This is a genomic window from Stenotrophomonas sp. 86156_Sma (genome assembly GCF_056481625.1).
In genome coordinates this window covers 2,335,892-2,352,656 of the sequence record NZ_CM151157.1, presented here as the reverse complement: position 1 = coordinate 2,352,656, position 16,765 = coordinate 2,335,892, and the positions used below count along the sequence as shown (strand labels likewise).

Here is a 16,765-nt window from a genome sequence, read left to right as displayed (position 1 = left end):
GTCACCCACCCGGTCGCGTCGATGCCGTCGAGTGCTGGGCGCAGATATCCATCAACTGCTGGTGGCCGCGCATCAGCGCATCCACGCAGCGTGGATCGAACAGGCGGCCACGCTGGGCATACAGATAGGCCAGTGTGGCTTCCATGGTCCATGCTTCCTTGTACGGACGGGGTGAGATGAGTGCGTCGAAGACGTCGGCCACGGCGACGATGCGCGCTTCCAGCGGAATCGCCTCACCGACCAGCCCATCCGGGTAGCCGCTGCCGTCGTAACGTTCGTGGTGGCGCAGCGCGATCAATGCGCCGACCTGGATGAAGCGGTTCTGGCTGCCACTGAGCAGCTCATGGCCGATGCGCGGGTGCCGCCGCATGATCGCCAGTTCTTCGTCGTTGAGCTTGCCCTGCTTGAGCAGCACTGCATCGGGAATGGCGATCTTGCCCATGTCATGCAGCGGCGCGGCCATCTCGATCAGGCGCACGTCGTCTTCGGGCAGGCCCAGCTGCTCGGCGATCAGCCCCGCCACGCGCGCCATGCGTTCGAGGTAGGCACTGGTGCCGGCATCACGGAACTCGATCGCCCGTGCCAACCGCGACAGGGTCTCGCGCTCGCGTTCCTCGACCTCGTGCATGCTGGCCAGCAAGCGCTGCTCCAGCGACAACGCGCGTTGCTTCACGTTCTCGGTCTGCTGGCGCAGCTGCAACAGGTTGTAGCAGCGCGCGCGCAGTTCGCGCGGACGGATGGGCTTGACCAGGAAGTCGATGACCCCCGCTTCCAGCGCCGCCTGACGGATCGGCTCGTCGCCGACCACGGTGATCAGGATCACCGGAATGTCGCGATGCTTGGGCAGGCGACGGAAACGGCGGGCGAACTCCAGCCCGTCCATTTCCGGCATGCGGTAATCGAGCAGCAGCAGGTCGACCGGATGCGCCTCGCACCAGGCCAATGCGGTCAGCGGATCACCGAAGTCATACACGCTCAGTTCCGGCGCGATATCTTCGATGACGTGACGCAGCATCGTCCGGGCGGACGTCTGGTCGTCAACAATGACGATGTTCAACGCGTACTCTGCCTGGTTTCTCGACCATGCTGGATCATCAGCAGGCGAGGATACCCTGCCGCTGCGAACGCTCGCACCCTGCATCGGCCTGACTCCCGTGTCATGCGTCCCGGTTCATGATCGTCATCACATTGTGAAGCGGACTCTCCACAGTGCGCACTCCCCCTGGCGCCGATCAAGCCACAACAGACGTCAAGGTAGTGCATTAACGATACGCCGAGTGCGGGAGGCGTCAATCGCGCCGTCTCATTTCGCGACGGCGCGCACAAACAGGAGTCAAAAAGACGACTTACTGCTCCGGACGCATGTACGGGAACAGCAGCACGTCACGGATCGAGCTGCTGCCAGTCAGCAGCATCACCAGGCGATCGACGCCGATGCCGAGGCCGCCGGTCGGTGCCATGCCGTACTCCAGCGCACGGATGTAGTCGGCGTCGTAGTGCATGGCCTCGTCATCGCCGCCTTCCTTCGCCGCCACCTGGGCCTGGAAACGCTGGGCCTGGTCTTCCGGGTCGTTCAGCTCGGAGAAGCCATTGGCCAGCTCCTTGCCGTTGACGAACAGCTCGAAGCGGTCGGTGTAGCCCGGATCGTTATCGTTGGCACGGGCCAGCGGCGAGACCTCCACCGGATGGTCGGTGATGAAGGTCGGCTGGATCAGGGTGTGCTCGACGGTGGCTTCGAAGATCTCCAGCAGCAGCTTGCCCCAGCCGTAGGACGGCTTGACGCGGATCTTCAAGCGCTCGCAATGGCGCAGCAGTGCATCGCGGTCGGTGCAGTCGGCAGCAGAGATTTCCGGGTTGTGGTGGCGCACAGCCTCGTCCATGCGCCAGCGGCGGAACGCCGGGCCCAGGTCGATCTTCGCGCCGTCCCACTCCACTTCGGTGCCGCCATTGACCGTCCTGGCCACGTCACGGATCACGCCTTCGGTCAGGTCCATGATCTCGTTGTACGTGGCATAGGCCTCGTACAGCTCCATCATGGTGAATTCCGGGTTGTGGCGGGTGCTGACGCCTTCATTGCGGAAGTTGCGGTTGATCTCGTAGACGCGCTCCAGGCCACCCACGGTCAGGCGCTTGAGGTACAGCTCCGGCGCCACGCGCAGGTACAGGTCCAGGTCCAGCGCATTGTGGTGGGTGGTGAACGGCTTGGCCGCCGCGCCGCCGGGGATGTAATGCATCATCGGCGTTTCGACTTCCAGGAAGTCGCGGTTGTCCAGCCACGCGCGCATGGCGCGGATGATCTTCGAGCGCTTGATGAACACCGCGCGCGACTCCGGGGTCACGATCAGGTCGACATAGCGCTGGCGGTAGCGCTGCTCGACGTCGGCCAGGCCATGCCACTTGTCCGGCAGCGGGCGCAGCGACTTGGTCAGCAGGCGGATCGATTCGGCCTTGACCGACAGCTCACCGGTCTTGGTACGGGTCAGGCCGCCTTCGACGGCGATGATGTCGCCCACGTCCCAGCCCTTGAAGGCGGTGTAGGCATCGCCCAGTACCGTGCCCTGCAGGAACAGCTGGATGCGGCCGGACTCGTCCTGGATCTGCGCGAAACTGGCCTTGCCCATGATGCGCTTGGCCATCAGGCGACCGGCCATCTTCACCTGGCGGCCGTTGCCTTCCAGGGCCTCGGCGGTCCACTGTTCAGCGTCGGCGAATTCTTCCTGCAGGCGGCCGGCGAAGTCCTCGCGACGGAAATCGTTCGGGTACGCGATGCCCTGCCCACGCAGCGTTTTGAGTTTCTCGCGGCGCTCGGCGATCAACTTGTTTTCGTCAACGGGGGGGGGTATCGGTAGCTTCGCTCATGGATCTGCGGGAATCGTGTAGTGAGGGGGGATGTTGCGCCCGGCACAGCCGGTTGCCCAGCATACCAAAACCGCCCCGCCCCAGCCCTGGGCCGGGCCCCGGCCTGGTCGTCGCCAACCTTGGTTGGCGGTCCGTGTGTCGACCAAGGTCGACACCTACCAGGTCCGCTGCCCGCCGCTCTGGTAGCCGCCAACCTTGGTTGGCGCTCCATCGTGTCGACCAAGGTCGACACCTACCAGGCCCGCTGCCCGCCGCTCTGGTAGGCGTCAACCGTTCCCGGGGAACGCCTGCCGCAGCTCGTCCACCAGCACCCGCTGGTTCTCCGAGTAGTCGATCGGCACCGATACCAAGTGCACCCCACCCTCGTTGAACGCCGCCTCCAGCGTCGGGATGAACTGCTCGATGGCCGTCACCTCATGCCCCTTGCAGCCATAGGCTTCCGCATACTTCACGAAATCCGGGTTACTGAACGTCATGCCATAGTCGGTGAAGCCATCCACCGCCTGCTTCCAGCGGATCATCCCGTATGCGCCGTCGTTGAGAATCAGCACCACCAGGTTCAGGCCCAGCCGCCGCGCGGTCTCCAGCTCCTGGCTGTTCATCATGAAACCGCCATCGCCGCACACCGCCAGCACCCGCCGCTGCGGGTACAGGATCGAGGCCATGATCGCCGACGGCAGGCCCGCGCCCATCGTCGCCAGCGCGTTGTCCAGCAGCAGCGTATTGGCCACCTGGGTGCGGTAATTGCGCGCAAACCAGATCTTGTACATGCCGTTGTCCAGCGCCACGATGCCGTCCGGCGGCATCACCTGGCGCACGTCGTGCACCAGCCGCTGCGGGGTGAATCCAGCTTCCTCGGCACGGTCAGCCAAGTGTTCCAGAATGGTCGCGCGCAGCGGCAGCAGCGCGTCGGCATTCGGCACCGCGCCTTCGATGCGGTCGGCCAGCTGGGTCAGCGAACGGCCGATATCGCCGATCACCTCCACCTGCGGGAAATAGACCTGCTCCACCGCCGCCTGCGAATAGCCGATGTGGATGACCGTCGGCCCACCCGGGCGCATCACGAACGGCGGTTTCTCGGTGACCTCATGGCCGATGGTCACGATCACGTCGGCCTGGTCGATGGCCATGTGCACGTAGTCGCGCTCGGTCAGCGCGGCGGTGCCCATGTACAGGCCCGAGCCACCGGCCACCGCACCCTTGCCCATCTGCGTGGTGAAGAACGGAATGCCGGCACGCAACACGAACGCCGACAACGCTTCGCTGGACTGCGGCCGCGACGCCGCCGAGGCGATCATCAGCAGCGGGCGCTTGGCGTTGCGGATGATGTCCGCCGCGCGGTCCAGTGCTTCCGGACTGGCAATGGGACGATCCACCGCGTGCGGCGGAATCAGCGCTACGTCCCCGACCTCATCGGCCGCGATGTCTTCGGGCAGCTCCAGCAGCACCGGGCCCGGGCGCTCTTCCAGCGCGGTACGGAATGCCTCGCGGACGATGGTCGGAATGGTGCGCGCCGAGACGATCTGCCGCGCCTGCTTGGTCAGCGGCTTCATCGTGCTGACGATGTCGACGATCTGGAAGCGTGCCTGCTTGCTGGCGACGATGCCCTTCTGGCCAGTGATCATGATCACCGGCCACGCGCCGAGCAGCGCATAGGCGGCACCGGTGGTGAAGTTGAGCGCGCCCGGGCCAAGCGTGGCCAGGCACACGCCCGGCTTGCCGGTCAGGCGGCCAAAGGTGGCTGCCATGAACACCGCTGCCTGCTCGTGGCGGGTGATGACCAGCTCGATGCTGGAATGGCGGAGTGATTCGACCACGTCGAGGTTCTCCTCGCCGGGGATGCCGAAAATACGCTCGACGCCTTCGTTCTCAAGCGCGGCGACGAGCAGATCTGAACCCTTGGACATTGGAATGCCGTCCTTTTCGCTGGACTGATGATGGATCGTTGCAGGAAGGATGGAAGCTGCGCGTCAACGCTTGTCGAACCACACCGTCTGCGCGTTGACGAATTCGCGGATGCCGAAGTGCGAGAGCTCACGGCCGAAGCCGCTCTTCTTCACGCCACCGATCGGCACGCGCGGGTCAGAGGCGGAAAAACCGTTGACGAACACGCCGCCGGTCTGCAGCCGGCGCGCCAGCTGCATGGCCCGTGCGCGGTCGCCGCTCCACAGGTTGCCGCTGAGGCCGAACTCGCTCTGGTTGGCCAGTTCCACCGCATGGTCGGCATCGCGGGCACGGCTGATCGAGGCAACCGGACCAAAGGTTTCGGTATCGAAAGCCTGCATGCCCGGCTCCACGTCCGCCAGCACGGTGGGGGCATAGAACGCGCCCGGGCGATCCAGCTGATGGCCGCCGACCAGCAGCTTCGCGCCCGCGTCCACCGAGGCCTGTACCTGCGCGTCCAGCTGTTCCAGCAGGTCCTGGCGTGCCATCGGGCCGATACGGTTGCCGGCTTCACGGCCGTCGCCGATGGTCAGCGCCTGCACCTTCTGGCAGAACTGCGCCACGAAGCGGTCGTACACCGCGTCTTCAACGATGATGCGCTTGCCGGCGATGCAGACCTGCCCGGCGTTCTGGAAGCGCGAGGCCACGGCGGCATCGACCGCAGCGTCCAGATCGGCATCTGCCAGCACGATGAACGGATCCGAGCCGCCCAGTTCCAGCACCACCTTCTTCAGCGCCTGCCCGGCCTGGGCGGCGATGCTGCGGCCGGCGGCCACGCTGCCAGTCAGGGTGACCGCAGCAATACGATCATCTGCGATCGCGCGGCTGGTGCCGTCGCGGCTGATGTTGGCGGCGATGAAGGTGCCTTCCGGCAGGCCTGCGTCGCGCCAGGCGGCGTCAAGCAGCTGCGCGGTACCGACGATGTTCTCGGCCGGCTTCAGCAGGAAGCCGTTGCCGCCCATCAGGATCGGTACCGCCGCGCGCATCACCTGCCAGTACGGGAAGTTCCACGGCATGATGCCCAGCACCACGCCCAGTGGCAGGTAGGACACGTATGCCTTGTCGTCGGGCACCTGGGTCGGTTCGTCGCGCAGGAACTGCGCACCGTGGTCGGCGTACCAGTCGCACAGCACGGCACACTTCTCGATCTCGGCCAGCGATTCGGCCTGGACCTTGCCCATTTCGGCGGTGGCCAGCGCGGCCAGCTTTTCACGGTCACGGCGCAGTACCACCGCCATCGCACGCAGTACGTCTGCACGCTGTTCGAGGCTCCTGGCGCTCCAGGCCGCGAAGCCAACCTGGCCGCGATCCAGGATTGTTTCCAGTTCGGCGTCGGTGGCAAAGGGATGGCTGGCGATCTGCTGGCCGGTGGCCGGATCGCGGGAAATGGCGGTGCTGGGGGCAGCGGACATGCAGGGCTCCTGGTGTCTCGACAACGGGCGGCGGCCCGTCTCCTGCACAGGAATGTGGACCCGATCGACGGGCACAACAAGGCGTCTGCTTATCCTGTGACCTGCACTTACCTGCCTGAATGGGTGGGTTGTCCTGGCAGGGCTGCGCCCTGCACCCGCAGAGGCCAGGGCAACGTCAAGGTCAAAGGCCTGCATTCCGTGGGATGGCGGGGTGGGTCCGGTTGCGGGGGTCGCTGCAAGTACGTCCATGTAAGCTCGGTCGCCGCATCCATGCGGCTCACGCCCCCGCAACCGGACCCACCCCGCCTTCGACAGGTTCCTGCGATCTGTCGGACATCCACGCCATGCGTGGATGAATCTCCATCGGAATCGACTGTTTCGAAATTGGAACGAAAAGCAGCCGAGCATCGGCTCGGCTCTACAACAGGCCGCGCGGGAAATTGTCAGAGGTGGGGCGGTGTGGGTTGGCAGGACCGTTGGCGCCATGGATGGCGCCATCGAGCCCCCAGGGACGGGTTTACGGCGTGTCCTGCCAACCCACACCGCCCCGCCATCCCACGGAATGCCCGCTGTTGCTGTTGCTGTCGCTTCGGCCTCTGTGGGTGCAGGGCGCAGCCCTGCTGACCAACCTACCTACGCGGCAGGTAGGTCACCAAGGAAAGATCGTGCCGGCTCTCCGGCACCAGCGCCACGTACTGCAGGTCCAGCAACCCGCGCGTGGGGTGGTTCAGCTTCTTCGCGCCTTCGTCGAACCGGCGCACGTCGTGCTCGGGCCACCACTGGCGGAACTCCTCGCTATGCGCGGCGATGTCCTCGGCCAGCGCCAGGAACGGGGCCTTGTCCGGCGCCTGCGCCATCGCCGCGCGGAAGCCGGCCAACAGGCCGCGGGTCATTTCTTCCCAGTTGAGGATCAGCGTGCGGTACGGCGGATACAGGAACATCAGCCGCAGCGTGTTGCGCTCATGCGGCGCCAGCTGGCTGTAATCCACGAACAGCTCGGCGATGGCCGGGTTCCACGCCAGGATGTCGTAGCGGGTATTACGCACGTAGGCCGGGATCGGCTGCATGGCCTCGACCAGCTGGCGCAGGCCGTCGGTCACGCTCTCGTCCGGCGATTCCAGTGGCACGCCGTAGCCGGACAGCGCAAACGCGTAGGCACGTTCGTCGTCGCTCATGCGCAGCACCTGCGCCAGCCGCTCCAGTACCTCGGGCGAGGCGCGTACTTCACGGCCCTGCTCGATCCAGGTGTACCAGCTGACACTGACCCCGATCGCCAGCGCCAACTCCTCGCGCTTCAGGCCCGGGGTACGCCGGCGCCCGGCCGGGAGGCCGAGCGTGGCGGGGTCGACACGGGCGCGGCAGGCCTTGAGGAAGCCGCCGAGTTCCTTGCGTTCACTTTCGCTGCGCATCATCGGCCCGTCCTACACTTTGTAGCGTCGAGCCATGCTCGACGCATCCACCAGCTCGCGAAAAGCAGCCGAGCATGGCTATGCCCGGTCGCCCTGACCGGCACCCTGCGGGCCGTCGCGAGCGACGTTGGCAGCGGCTCCTGCCGCTGCCTTCGGCTCTACACAAAAACGGTTCAACCACCCTCGGCGTTGCGCACGAGGGTGACGATCTCCGCGCAGGCGGGTCGATCAGGCATCGACGCGCTTGGAGCCCACGGCCAGGCCGGCCTTCAGGCTGGCTTCGACGAACTCGTCCAGGTCGCCGTCGAGCACCTTCTGCGTATCCGAACGCTCGATGCCGGTGCGCAGGTCCTTGATACGGCTCTGGTCGAGCACGTAATTGCGGATCTGGCTGCCCCAGCCGATGTCGGACTTGGTGGCTTCCACCGCGTCCTTTTCGGCGTTGCGCTTCTGGATCTCCAGCTCGTACAGCTTGGCGGCCAGCATCTTCATCGCGTTGTCGCGGTTCTGGTGCTGACTACGGCCGGTCTGGCAGGCCACGACGATATTGGTCGGGATGTGGGTGATTCGCACCGCCGACTCGGTCTTGTTCACGTGCTGGCCACCGGCACCGGACGAGCGGTACACGTCGGTACGCAGGTCGGCCGGGTTGATGGTGATGTCGATGTTGTCATCGATTTCCGGCGACACAAACACCGAGGTGAAGCTGGTGTGGCGGCGGTTGTCCGAGTCGAACGGCGACTTGCGCACCAGGCGGTGCACGCCGGTCTCAGTCTTCAGCCAGCCGTAGGCATAGTCGCCTTCCACGCGCAGCGTGGCCGACTTGATGCCGGCGACGTCGCCACCGGAGACTTCCATCAGCTCGGTCTTCCAGCCGCGCGATTCACACCAGCGCAGGTACATGCGCAGCAGGATCTCGGCCCAGTCCTGGGCTTCGGTGCCACCGGCACCGGCCTGGATGTCGACGAACGCGGCCGCATTGTCCATCTCGCCGGAGAACATGCGCTGGAACTCCAGCTTCTCGACGTGCGACTGGTGCTTGTCCAGGTCGGCGACCACGGCCAGCGCGGTGTCCTCGTCCTGCTCAGACTCGGCCAGCTCAAGCAGTTCGGTGGCATCAGCCAGGCCGTCCAACACCGAGGCGATGCCGCCCACGGTCTTTTCCAGGCTGGAACGCTCGCGGCCCAGGTTCTGGGCGTATTCGGCATTGTTCCAGACGTCGGGGCTTTCCAGCTCCCGCGTTACTTCTTCAAGACGCTCTTTCTTGGCGTCGTAGTCAAAGATACCCCCGAAGCGACAGCACGCGATCGGTCAGATCGGTGATGCGCTGGCGGACAGGATTCAGTTCGATCATGTCGGCGGTTATGCATTCAAAAGATGACTGGTAATGATACCGCAGGCCGGGGATGCCCGGAATGAGGGCCTCACCCTGCCCCCAGCGCCTGCCGCAGCAGCGGTAACTGGCGCCGGCTGCAGGGCACCTTCGCCCCGTCGGCCATGTGCAGCAGGGCCTCGCCGCCGTCCAGCGGCTCGATCGAGCGCAGCTGGCCCCGATGGATCAGCCAGCTGCGGTGCGGACGCAGGAACTCACCCGGGTCCAGCCGCTGTTCCAGTACCGCCATGGTGATCCGCAGCGGGTAGTCGTGGCCGCGTACCCGCAGGTTCACGTAGTTCCCCGCCGCCTGGGCGTACTCCACGTCGGCGGTGGCGACCAGGAACTCCTTGCCCAGCTTGCGCACCAGGAAGTGCTGGGGGCGCTCGACCGGCTCCACCGGCGGGCCGACATCGGGCTCGGCCAGCAGGCTCGCCTCACCCTGCCGGCGCCGGCCAAACCAGCTCGCAAAGTGCTCCAGTGCCACGAACATCGCAAACGTGCGTACATCCTTCAGGTATTCGTACGCAAAACGCTCCAGCCAGCCGGCATCGTCCTGGTACCGATAGCCCAGCGCTCCATAGGCCAGGTGCCGCAGCAGCATCATCCCCACCACGTGCAGCAGCGACCAGCCGACGCTGGCCAGCAGATACAGCGGCAATCGCTGCTTCCAGGTATCGGCATGCAGCGGCCAACGCTCGCAGCCCCACCACAGCAGTGGCAGGGTCAACAGGATCAGGCCGAGGCTGCTGAACTCCCAGATCATCGGTTCCCACAGGCCGAGATCGGCGCCGCGGCGTCCGGCATCCATCACTTCCACCAGCGCATTGGTCACTGCTGAAGCGGACAGGATGGCCGCCCATACCAGCAGGCGGGTTGACGTGCGCCAGCGCGGTGGTCGGCCCTGGGTCATTGCTGCATCCATGTCGTTGCGGTGCTCCAGCCTGCCTCAAGGGACCGAGGGTAGCGGCTCCATTGGTCCCACCACCCCCGCCATTGGTCACTGCGCGGCTTCCGGCGGCCCCTTGGAAGTCGCTGCTCGGACCGGGCGGCGTCACCTTGGCTCGACTCTCCGGCACACCACCCCCATGACCCGACGCCACGACATCGACGCCCTGCGCGTGTTCGCCTTCGCCCTGCTGATCCTCTATCACACCGCCATGGCCTATGTGGACGACTGGGGCTTCCACCTCAAGAGCGTGCACACGGCCGAATGGCTGCAGTGGCCGATGGTGTTCGTCAATCGCTGGCGGATGTCATTGCTGTTCCTGATCTCGGGCATCGCCATCGCACTGATGCGACCCGAAGGCAGGTTGCTGCGCTTCGCCTGCCTGCGCACCTGGAAGCTGCTGTTGCCCCTGCTGTTCGGCATGTTCGTGATCGTACCGATCCAGCCGTACTGCGAAGGCGTGGCCAACGGCCATGTAGCGCCGGGCTTCGGCCACTTCCTGCTGCGCTACTGGCAGGTGCGGCCCTGGCCGGAAGGCAGCTTCGCCGGCTGGCAGTACGGCATCACCTGGAACCACCTGTGGTACCTGGCCTACCTGTGGAACTACACCCTGGCGCTGGCCCTGTTGATGCCATTGCTGGGAACGACAGTAGTGCGCGGGGCGATGGCACGCGTTGCAGCCTCGCCCGCGCTGCTGATTGGCATTCCGTTCGCCCTGTTGCTGGCCTGGGTGATCTGGCTGGAGCCGATCTATCCGTCCACCAATGCGCTGCTCGGCGACTGGTACCAGCACGCGAAGTACGCCACGGTATTCCTGGCCGGCTACCTGCTGGGTCGCGAGCCACTGTTCTGGGAACGGGTGGTGGCCCTGCGCCGCACCACGCTGTGGCTGGCACTGGCGGCGGTCGGCTGGTACATGGGCCTGCGCATCCTTGGCCAGGTGCTGGCGGCCGATTCCCCCCTGCGGCAATGGCCCGAACCGTTCTGGGACCTGCAGGTCCGGACCAGCCAGTCGCTGTACGTATGGACCGCGCTGCTGGCCATCCTGGGCTGGGGAAAGGTGTTCCTTGATCGCCCGTTCCGCTGGCTGCGGTACTGCACCGAGGCCATCTATCCCTGGTACATGCTGCACCAGAGCCTGATCATCGTGCTGTTGTTCTGGCTCAAGCCACTGCAACTGGGCCCGTGGATGGAACCGGCCCTGCTGCTGGCCGGTACCATCGGCGGCTGCCTGCTGATCCACGAGCTGCTGATCCGCCGCTCGCGCTGGCTGCGGCCGCTGTTCGGCCTACGTGCCGATCCGCCAGCGTCGCCGATTGCACGCGCCGCAACGGCGCGCTGAGTTCGGTGCCGTTGTAGAGCCGAGCCCGCGCTCGGCTGCTTCTGCCTTGAGCCGAGCATAGGCTCGGCTCTACCCGTCCACCAACCGATAATCCGCCAATGTCAGCGCCTACGCGTATGGCAACAGCGCAATGAGGACAACGGATGTTCCAGACCCATTGGCACCTGTGGCTGCAGCAGACCTTCGACGCCGGCGGGATGCTGTCGCTGATGCACTTCATCAGCCTGCTCGGCTACGAAATGGCCTACACGGCGCTGATCCTGCTGTGCGCGTTCGGCGCACGGCTGCGCGCCGGATTGTGCGTAATGCTGGCGGTACTGCTGATGGCCTGCGCCACCCACGCGATCAAGCAGGGTGCCGCCCTGCCCCGCCCGTCGGATGTGGATGCGCGCGTGCTGGATGAAGGGGTGCCGTCGCACCCCTTCGTGGTCAAAGGCGGCGGACAATCGTTCTGGTCGCTGCCGGATGCGCAGGCCACCGCCATGCTGCGCGCGCAGCCCGACGCCGACTATGGCTTCAACAGTGGCCATGTGGGCGTGGCCACCGCTGCCTGCGTCGGCCTGCTGCTGGCCTTCGGCATTCGCCGACGCTGGCTGCGCTGGGCGTTGGCGCTGGGCTGGCCGCTGCTGATGGCGCTGTCACGGAAGTACCTGGGCCGGCATTTCCTGGCCGACGTGCTGGCCGGATGGCTGATCGGCATCGGCGTGGCTCTGTTGGCATGGCAGCTGATGCCAGGGATGCGCTCAAGCAGACAGTGGCAGCTGCCGGTCCTGTTGGGGCTTGGCGTGCTGCTGGCGTGGGCGGCAGCGACCACCCGCTTCGTTCCAGTTGGTGAAGCCGGACGACTGCTCGCGCTGGGCCTCCTGGTGGCGTGGCTGCAATGGCGCGGCTGGCCGGTGGATCCGCAGAGCGTCACACAACGGGTGCTGCGCGTGCTGGGTGTGGTGGTGATCTACACGCTGGCTCGGCCATTGATCGATCTTCTTGCCGCGGCCGTTCCACTGCCTGATGCACCGGCGACCGAGCTGGTGTGGCAGGCCATTGGCAGGCTGTTGATCCTAGGCGGCGGTGTGGCGCTGGCGAGGTGGATTCCACGTGGGACCTGATACGGGCAACGGATACGCGCCCCTTCGCGGCATTTGCAACTATTCGCATTGGATGTTCCGCAGCGCCCTGCCAGCCTAGGAAGTCGCCTTCCCGACGGAAGGCCCCTTCGCCTGGAGACCTGCAATGGATCAATCCGACATCAATCTGCTGGTAGCCTTTGTTGACTCAGAAGACGCTGCGCTTGCCGAGGAGCGTCAAGGCGATATTTACCCGGCTTATCACTACCAACTCGGCGTACTGGCACCGAAAGCAGGTCGTCACCTGTCTGGGGAAATGTTGCAGCGCTTCTACTTCCACTGGCTGCGTGTTGGAGACTGGAAGGTCGCCGGACTCCCTGAGAGAGACTTTCCCACCCTTGTTACAGCCTATCTGGAACTCACAAAGCTCCCGGTGGGCTACGACACGCGCCAACCCAGCCGCAGCCTCGAGCACCTGTTCTGCTTTGGCTTCAATGAACATGGCGAGCTGCCGAGTGGCACGGTTGCAAATGCAGCCGATCTGAAATGGCGCACCCGCCTGGTGGAGCATTGCAGGAAATACCAGTCGTACTACGCCCAACGTGAAAAAGTGGAAAAATTTCTGCCCTATCGCAGCTTGGCACCACAGGTCCACGAAGCCATTCAGCGCGTTCAACACGATGCCGAACAGCTCGACAGCATCCTGTACTGGGGCATGATTCTGGTCACGCTGCTGGATACTCGAACCCGCCTCGGCGCGCTGAAAATTCAGCTTGATCGCGATCACGCAGAGAGCGCAGCCCGTGAACGATCTCTCTCGCTTCTCCACTACACAGCGATGGCAGCCCAGCCGCATGGTCCCGAAGACCCGGCGTTCAACACCCTCTGCGAACAGCTGTCGACAATGCACAACGAGCGCGTCATGGCAGGCGCCGCCATCCAGCTGGTCAAGCGCCAGGGATGGACGGTGGAGAACATCCGTGACTGGAACGCGCGCATCACGCTGTATCAGGATGGCGAGTACAGCACCCAGAACGGCCATCCACGTGTCAGCCTGACTCTCAGCAGCTGGCCTGATACCCCTTGGTCAATCAATCTGAGCGTCGGCAATGACTCCTACGTCGCCTACCGGGACGAACCCACCAGCAATGATTTCCAATTGCCGCCAATCATCGGCGCCACGCTTGATCATTTCCCTGAATGGGTCAAGCAGATAAACGCACGACTAGGAATCAATCTGGTTCCAGGCACGGGCTCAGCTGCATCTGCCTACAAGAATCGTACGTTGGCTAGACAACTCGACGCATGGATGCGCGGGAAACAGCAGCAGGATTCCGTCGTATAGAGCCGAGCATGGGCTCGGCTCTACATCGAGGCAGTCTAGCAAGCTCGACTCTACATATGCCTGGGGTCGGTCATTTCACCTCGAACTCGCCCACCAGCACGGTCTCGGCGCGATCCTTCAGCCGCATCGTCACCATCTGGTCCTTCTGCTTCGGCGTGCCCCAGTAAGTGGTCAGGCGCAGCATCAGCGTCGTCGCACCGGTCACCAGCTGCTGGCGGCTGCCGAAGTAGTTCGCCTCCACCTTGTACTTGCCCGGCTTGGCGTTGCGCAGCGAGAACTGCTCGGGACCATAGCCACCAGTGAAGTCCTGCGACATCTGCCCGCCCTGGTAGGTAAGGCGGTTGCCGTAGTAGGCGCGCTCGCCGTTCGGGTCGGTCACCCACAGGTCCATGTCACTGTTGTCGGCATCCCACGACAGCACCACGCGCAGGTCCAGCGGCATCGCCTGCAGCAGGCGTGGGTCGATGCTGCGGGTATCCAGCCGTGGCGTGCTGCGTGCCACCAGGTTGGTCAGCTCGTCCAATGCGATCAGGGCGATGCCGTCGAAGCGGTTGTCCCACGGCCGCACCACCACCTGGTACAGCGGCGCCAACGCCTGCTGCGGCTTGCCCGCAGCCGCCAGTGCCAGGCCCAGATCGCGGAAGCTCTGCGGTTCCTCCTGGCCCATCGCGAGCACCTGCTCGAACACCGGCACCGCCAGTGCCGGGGCATCGGCCTGCATCAGCCGGTAGCCGAGCACACGCAACAGGTGGCGGTTGTCCAGGTCCATCTCGGCCAGGTTCGACAGCACGCGCAATGCCAGTTCGCGCTGGCCCTGCTCCAGCAGCAGGTCGGCCACGTCGAGGAAGAACGCACTGCTGTCGGCGTGTGCATCGCGCTCGGCCAGGTAGCGGTCATACAGTTGCGACGCCGGGCCCTGGCGCAGGCGCCGGGCGATGGCCGAGTCCGGCTGCCAGGCCGCCAGCTGGATGCCGAGCTCGCCCTCGTTGGCGGCAGAGGGCGCAGCGACACGACCACCAGTGACCGTGATTGAATCCAGGGCCTTGTTCGATGCGGACGCTGAGCGACGTGCACGCGCGCTGCTGGCTTCCATGCGTTGCTCGGCGGCAGCCATCGGTGCCGGCGCGGGCGGTGCCGCGGGGGCCGGCGCAGCGAGCATCGCCACCGGCGCCGAGTCCATCGCGTAATCCGCGGATGCAACTTCCAGCGCCCCGCCCTTCAACTGCGGAGGCGCTCCCTTCGGCCAGCTTCGGTTCCACCACTGCTGGCGCTCCTTCCAACGTGCCGCCACTTCATCCAGACGCCGGCGATCAGCAGCGGCGCGATCACTTACCTGCACTGCAAACCTGGCGTCGTACTCGGCGCGCAGCTTGCCCGAAGGGCGGATCGCATAGCGCAGGTAGTCCTCCAGGGTCTCCAGCACGATCAGCGAGGTGTCCGGTCCGACCAGGCCGAACTGCTGCGACAGCAGTTGCATTGCCTCGCGGTTGCCTCGGCCGTCGGCGCCGAGTTGCTGCAGACGGGCCTGCGCCCACAAGCCGGCCAGCAATTCACCGTCGTCACTCTTCTGCGTTGCCGGCAGTGCCTGCCATTCACCGCCGCCCACGCGCACCCGCATCGGCACGCCGTCCGCCGCAAGGCGGGCATGCAGCCATAGCCAGCCTTCGGCCTCGCTGCGACGATCGATCACAACATCCTGTACGCCACGGCCCGCATCGACCTGCACGTCCAACGGCGACGACAGCAGTTCGCGAGCGGCCGCATCAACATCCTTGCCCAGCGCGACAAAGCGACCGCCATGCGCTTCGCTCCAGCCGCGCAGGCGCACTGCATCGGTTCGCGCACCAGCACTGCTGACCGCGAACAGGCGCTGCTGCGGTGCGAGTGCTGGCAGTGCTTCCGGTCCATAGGTCAGCAGGCCATCGCTGACCAGCAGGTACTCCTTCACGCTCGGTTGCGGCTGCCACTGCGCCAGCGCGCTGGCACCGTCGGGACGTACGGCCTGCAGTGCTGCACGCAGCTCGCTCCAGTTGCCTGCACGGACACGGAAGCGACGCATCGGTTCGGCACGGTCACGCAGCACGGTCAACGCCACGGTGCCGTCACCCATCGCTGCGAAGTAGCGATCCAGCAGCGCGAACTCACGTGTGCGGTCGCGCTGACCCGAGGATCCGGAGCCGTCCCACAGCAGGCCGATCTCGCTGGGAAGTGTGCGCGGCGTGCGACTGACTGCCACCGGCAGCTGCGCCAACAGGTAGTGCCCGTCCTGCCAGGGCGCCACTTGGACCTGCGCCTGACGTGCCGCCGGCAGGCTCCACTGCAGCTGCGTCGGCAACTGCGCGCCCTTGCCCTGCCAGTGCAGCTGGCCCGCATTGATGCGGAATGGGGCCGAACCTGCGGTGGCCGCTTCCGGCGCCTGCAGCTTCAGCTCAACCGATGCAGCGCCAGCGGCGAACTGCAGCGGCAGCGTCCACTGCCAGCCCTGGCCGGCGAAGGCCAGCGGTTCGCGAATCACCAGCTGCACGCGCCGGCTGCCACCGGCCGGCAGCGGATAGATACGCAGGCGGAACTGGTTGCCGGCAGTCTGTTCCAGCAGGCCCGGGTCCACACCACGGCGGGCGATTTCCTCGAACACCTGGCGGCCACGGTCCTTGGGCACCGGCACGGCGTCACGCAGTTCACCGTTGATGTCCAGCGCGAAGCCCGTGATCTGCTGGCCATCGGCCAGCGGGAACTGCAGCTCGCCCTCCAGCACGCGTCGGTTCGGGTTGTGGAATTCGAGGGTGATCCTGGTCTGGGCGATGCCGGCCTGGACCTCGCCTTCGATGCGGGCACGCTGCAGCTGCACCGGCTGTTCGGCGGCGGGCGCGATCAACAGCGGGGTGGTGGCTTGCGGCCTGGCAATACGTGGCGACTGAGCGCCGACAGGCCCAGCCGCGAGGGCCAGCAACAACACAGCGCAGCAACGGACGAAGACCATGACAGGGCTCCAGTGGGATCGTGGACATTTGAACGCACGGACAGCTGGAATGGGGTTGGACCGTGCGCGACTTTTCTTTGCCCCCACCC

The 16,765-nt window shown here is 65.6% G+C and carries 11 protein-coding genes; 3 read left to right on the top strand and 8 right to left on the bottom strand.

Going from position 1 to position 16,765, the window contains the following annotated elements; translation table 11 throughout:
- Position 1: 1 nt before the first annotated feature.
- The 7 genes from rpfG to ACZK33_RS11015 form a co-directional block, all read right to left on the bottom strand.
- On the bottom strand, positions 2 to 1,141 hold the full coding sequence (gene rpfG, locus ACZK33_RS11045) for a cyclic di-GMP phosphodiesterase response regulator RpfG (protein WP_006364528.1): 1,140 nt from the start codon (positions 1,139 to 1,141) through the stop codon (positions 2 to 4).
- Positions 1,142 to 1,346: 205 nt separating this feature from the next.
- Positions 1,347 to 2,843: a lysine--tRNA ligase gene (gene lysS, locus ACZK33_RS11040; RefSeq protein WP_478455083.1), complete on the bottom strand. Its 1,497-nt coding sequence runs from the start codon at positions 2,841 to 2,843 to the stop codon at positions 1,347 to 1,349.
- A gap of 282 nt (positions 2,844 to 3,125) precedes the next feature.
- A complete protein-coding gene (locus ACZK33_RS11035) occupies positions 3,126 to 4,766 on the bottom strand; it encodes an acetolactate synthase large subunit (protein ID WP_423175005.1) in 1,641 nt (546 codons plus the stop codon).
- A gap of 63 nt (positions 4,767 to 4,829) precedes the next feature.
- Positions 4,830 to 6,215 (bottom strand): NAD-dependent succinate-semialdehyde dehydrogenase, encoded by a 1,386-nt coding sequence (locus ACZK33_RS11030; RefSeq protein ID WP_423175004.1) that lies wholly within the window; start codon positions 6,213 to 6,215, stop codon positions 4,830 to 4,832.
- 629 nt (positions 6,216 to 6,844) lie between these two features.
- Positions 6,845 to 7,627 carry a helix-turn-helix transcriptional regulator gene (locus ACZK33_RS11025; RefSeq protein WP_423175003.1) on the bottom strand — a complete coding sequence of 261 codons (783 nt, stop codon included), beginning with the start codon at positions 7,625 to 7,627 and terminating at the stop codon, positions 6,845 to 6,847.
- A 225-nt stretch (positions 7,628 to 7,852) separates the two neighbouring features.
- Positions 7,853 to 8,978 (bottom strand): peptide chain release factor 2 gene (prfB, locus tag ACZK33_RS11020; RefSeq protein ID WP_097048047.1). Its coding sequence is split into 2 segments (ribosomal slippage): positions 7,853 to 8,902 and positions 8,904 to 8,978, totalling 1,125 coding nucleotides; the frame shifts between segments, so codons are not numbered across the junction.
- A 70-nt stretch (positions 8,979 to 9,048) separates the two neighbouring features.
- Positions 9,049 to 9,909 (bottom strand): LytTR family DNA-binding domain-containing protein, encoded by an 861-nt coding sequence (locus ACZK33_RS11015; RefSeq protein WP_423175002.1) that lies wholly within the window; start codon positions 9,907 to 9,909, stop codon positions 9,049 to 9,051.
- A 175-nt stretch (positions 9,910 to 10,084) separates the two neighbouring features.
- Between ACZK33_RS11015 and ACZK33_RS11010 the strand changes: the two genes are divergently transcribed.
- From ACZK33_RS11010 to ACZK33_RS11000, 3 genes are all read left to right on the top strand, one after another.
- Positions 10,085 to 11,287 (top strand): acyltransferase family protein, encoded by a 1,203-nt coding sequence (locus ACZK33_RS11010; protein ID WP_423175001.1) that lies wholly within the window; start codon positions 10,085 to 10,087, stop codon positions 11,285 to 11,287.
- A gap of 143 nt (positions 11,288 to 11,430) precedes the next feature.
- Complete coding sequence (locus tag ACZK33_RS11005; protein WP_423175000.1) at positions 11,431 to 12,393, top strand: phosphatase PAP2 family protein; 963 nt, start codon at positions 11,431 to 11,433, stop codon at positions 12,391 to 12,393.
- A gap of 124 nt (positions 12,394 to 12,517) precedes the next feature.
- On the top strand, positions 12,518 to 13,696 hold the full coding sequence (locus tag ACZK33_RS11000) for a hypothetical protein (protein WP_423174999.1): 1,179 nt from the start codon (positions 12,518 to 12,520) through the stop codon (positions 13,694 to 13,696).
- Between the two features lie 70 nt (positions 13,697 to 13,766).
- Here ACZK33_RS11000 and ACZK33_RS10995 read toward each other — a convergent pair whose 3' ends face one another.
- Positions 13,767 to 16,676, bottom strand: a complete 2,910-nt coding sequence (locus tag ACZK33_RS10995) for a VIT domain-containing protein (protein WP_423174998.1) — start codon at positions 16,674 to 16,676, stop codon at positions 13,767 to 13,769.
- Positions 16,677 to 16,765 lie beyond the last annotated feature (89 nt).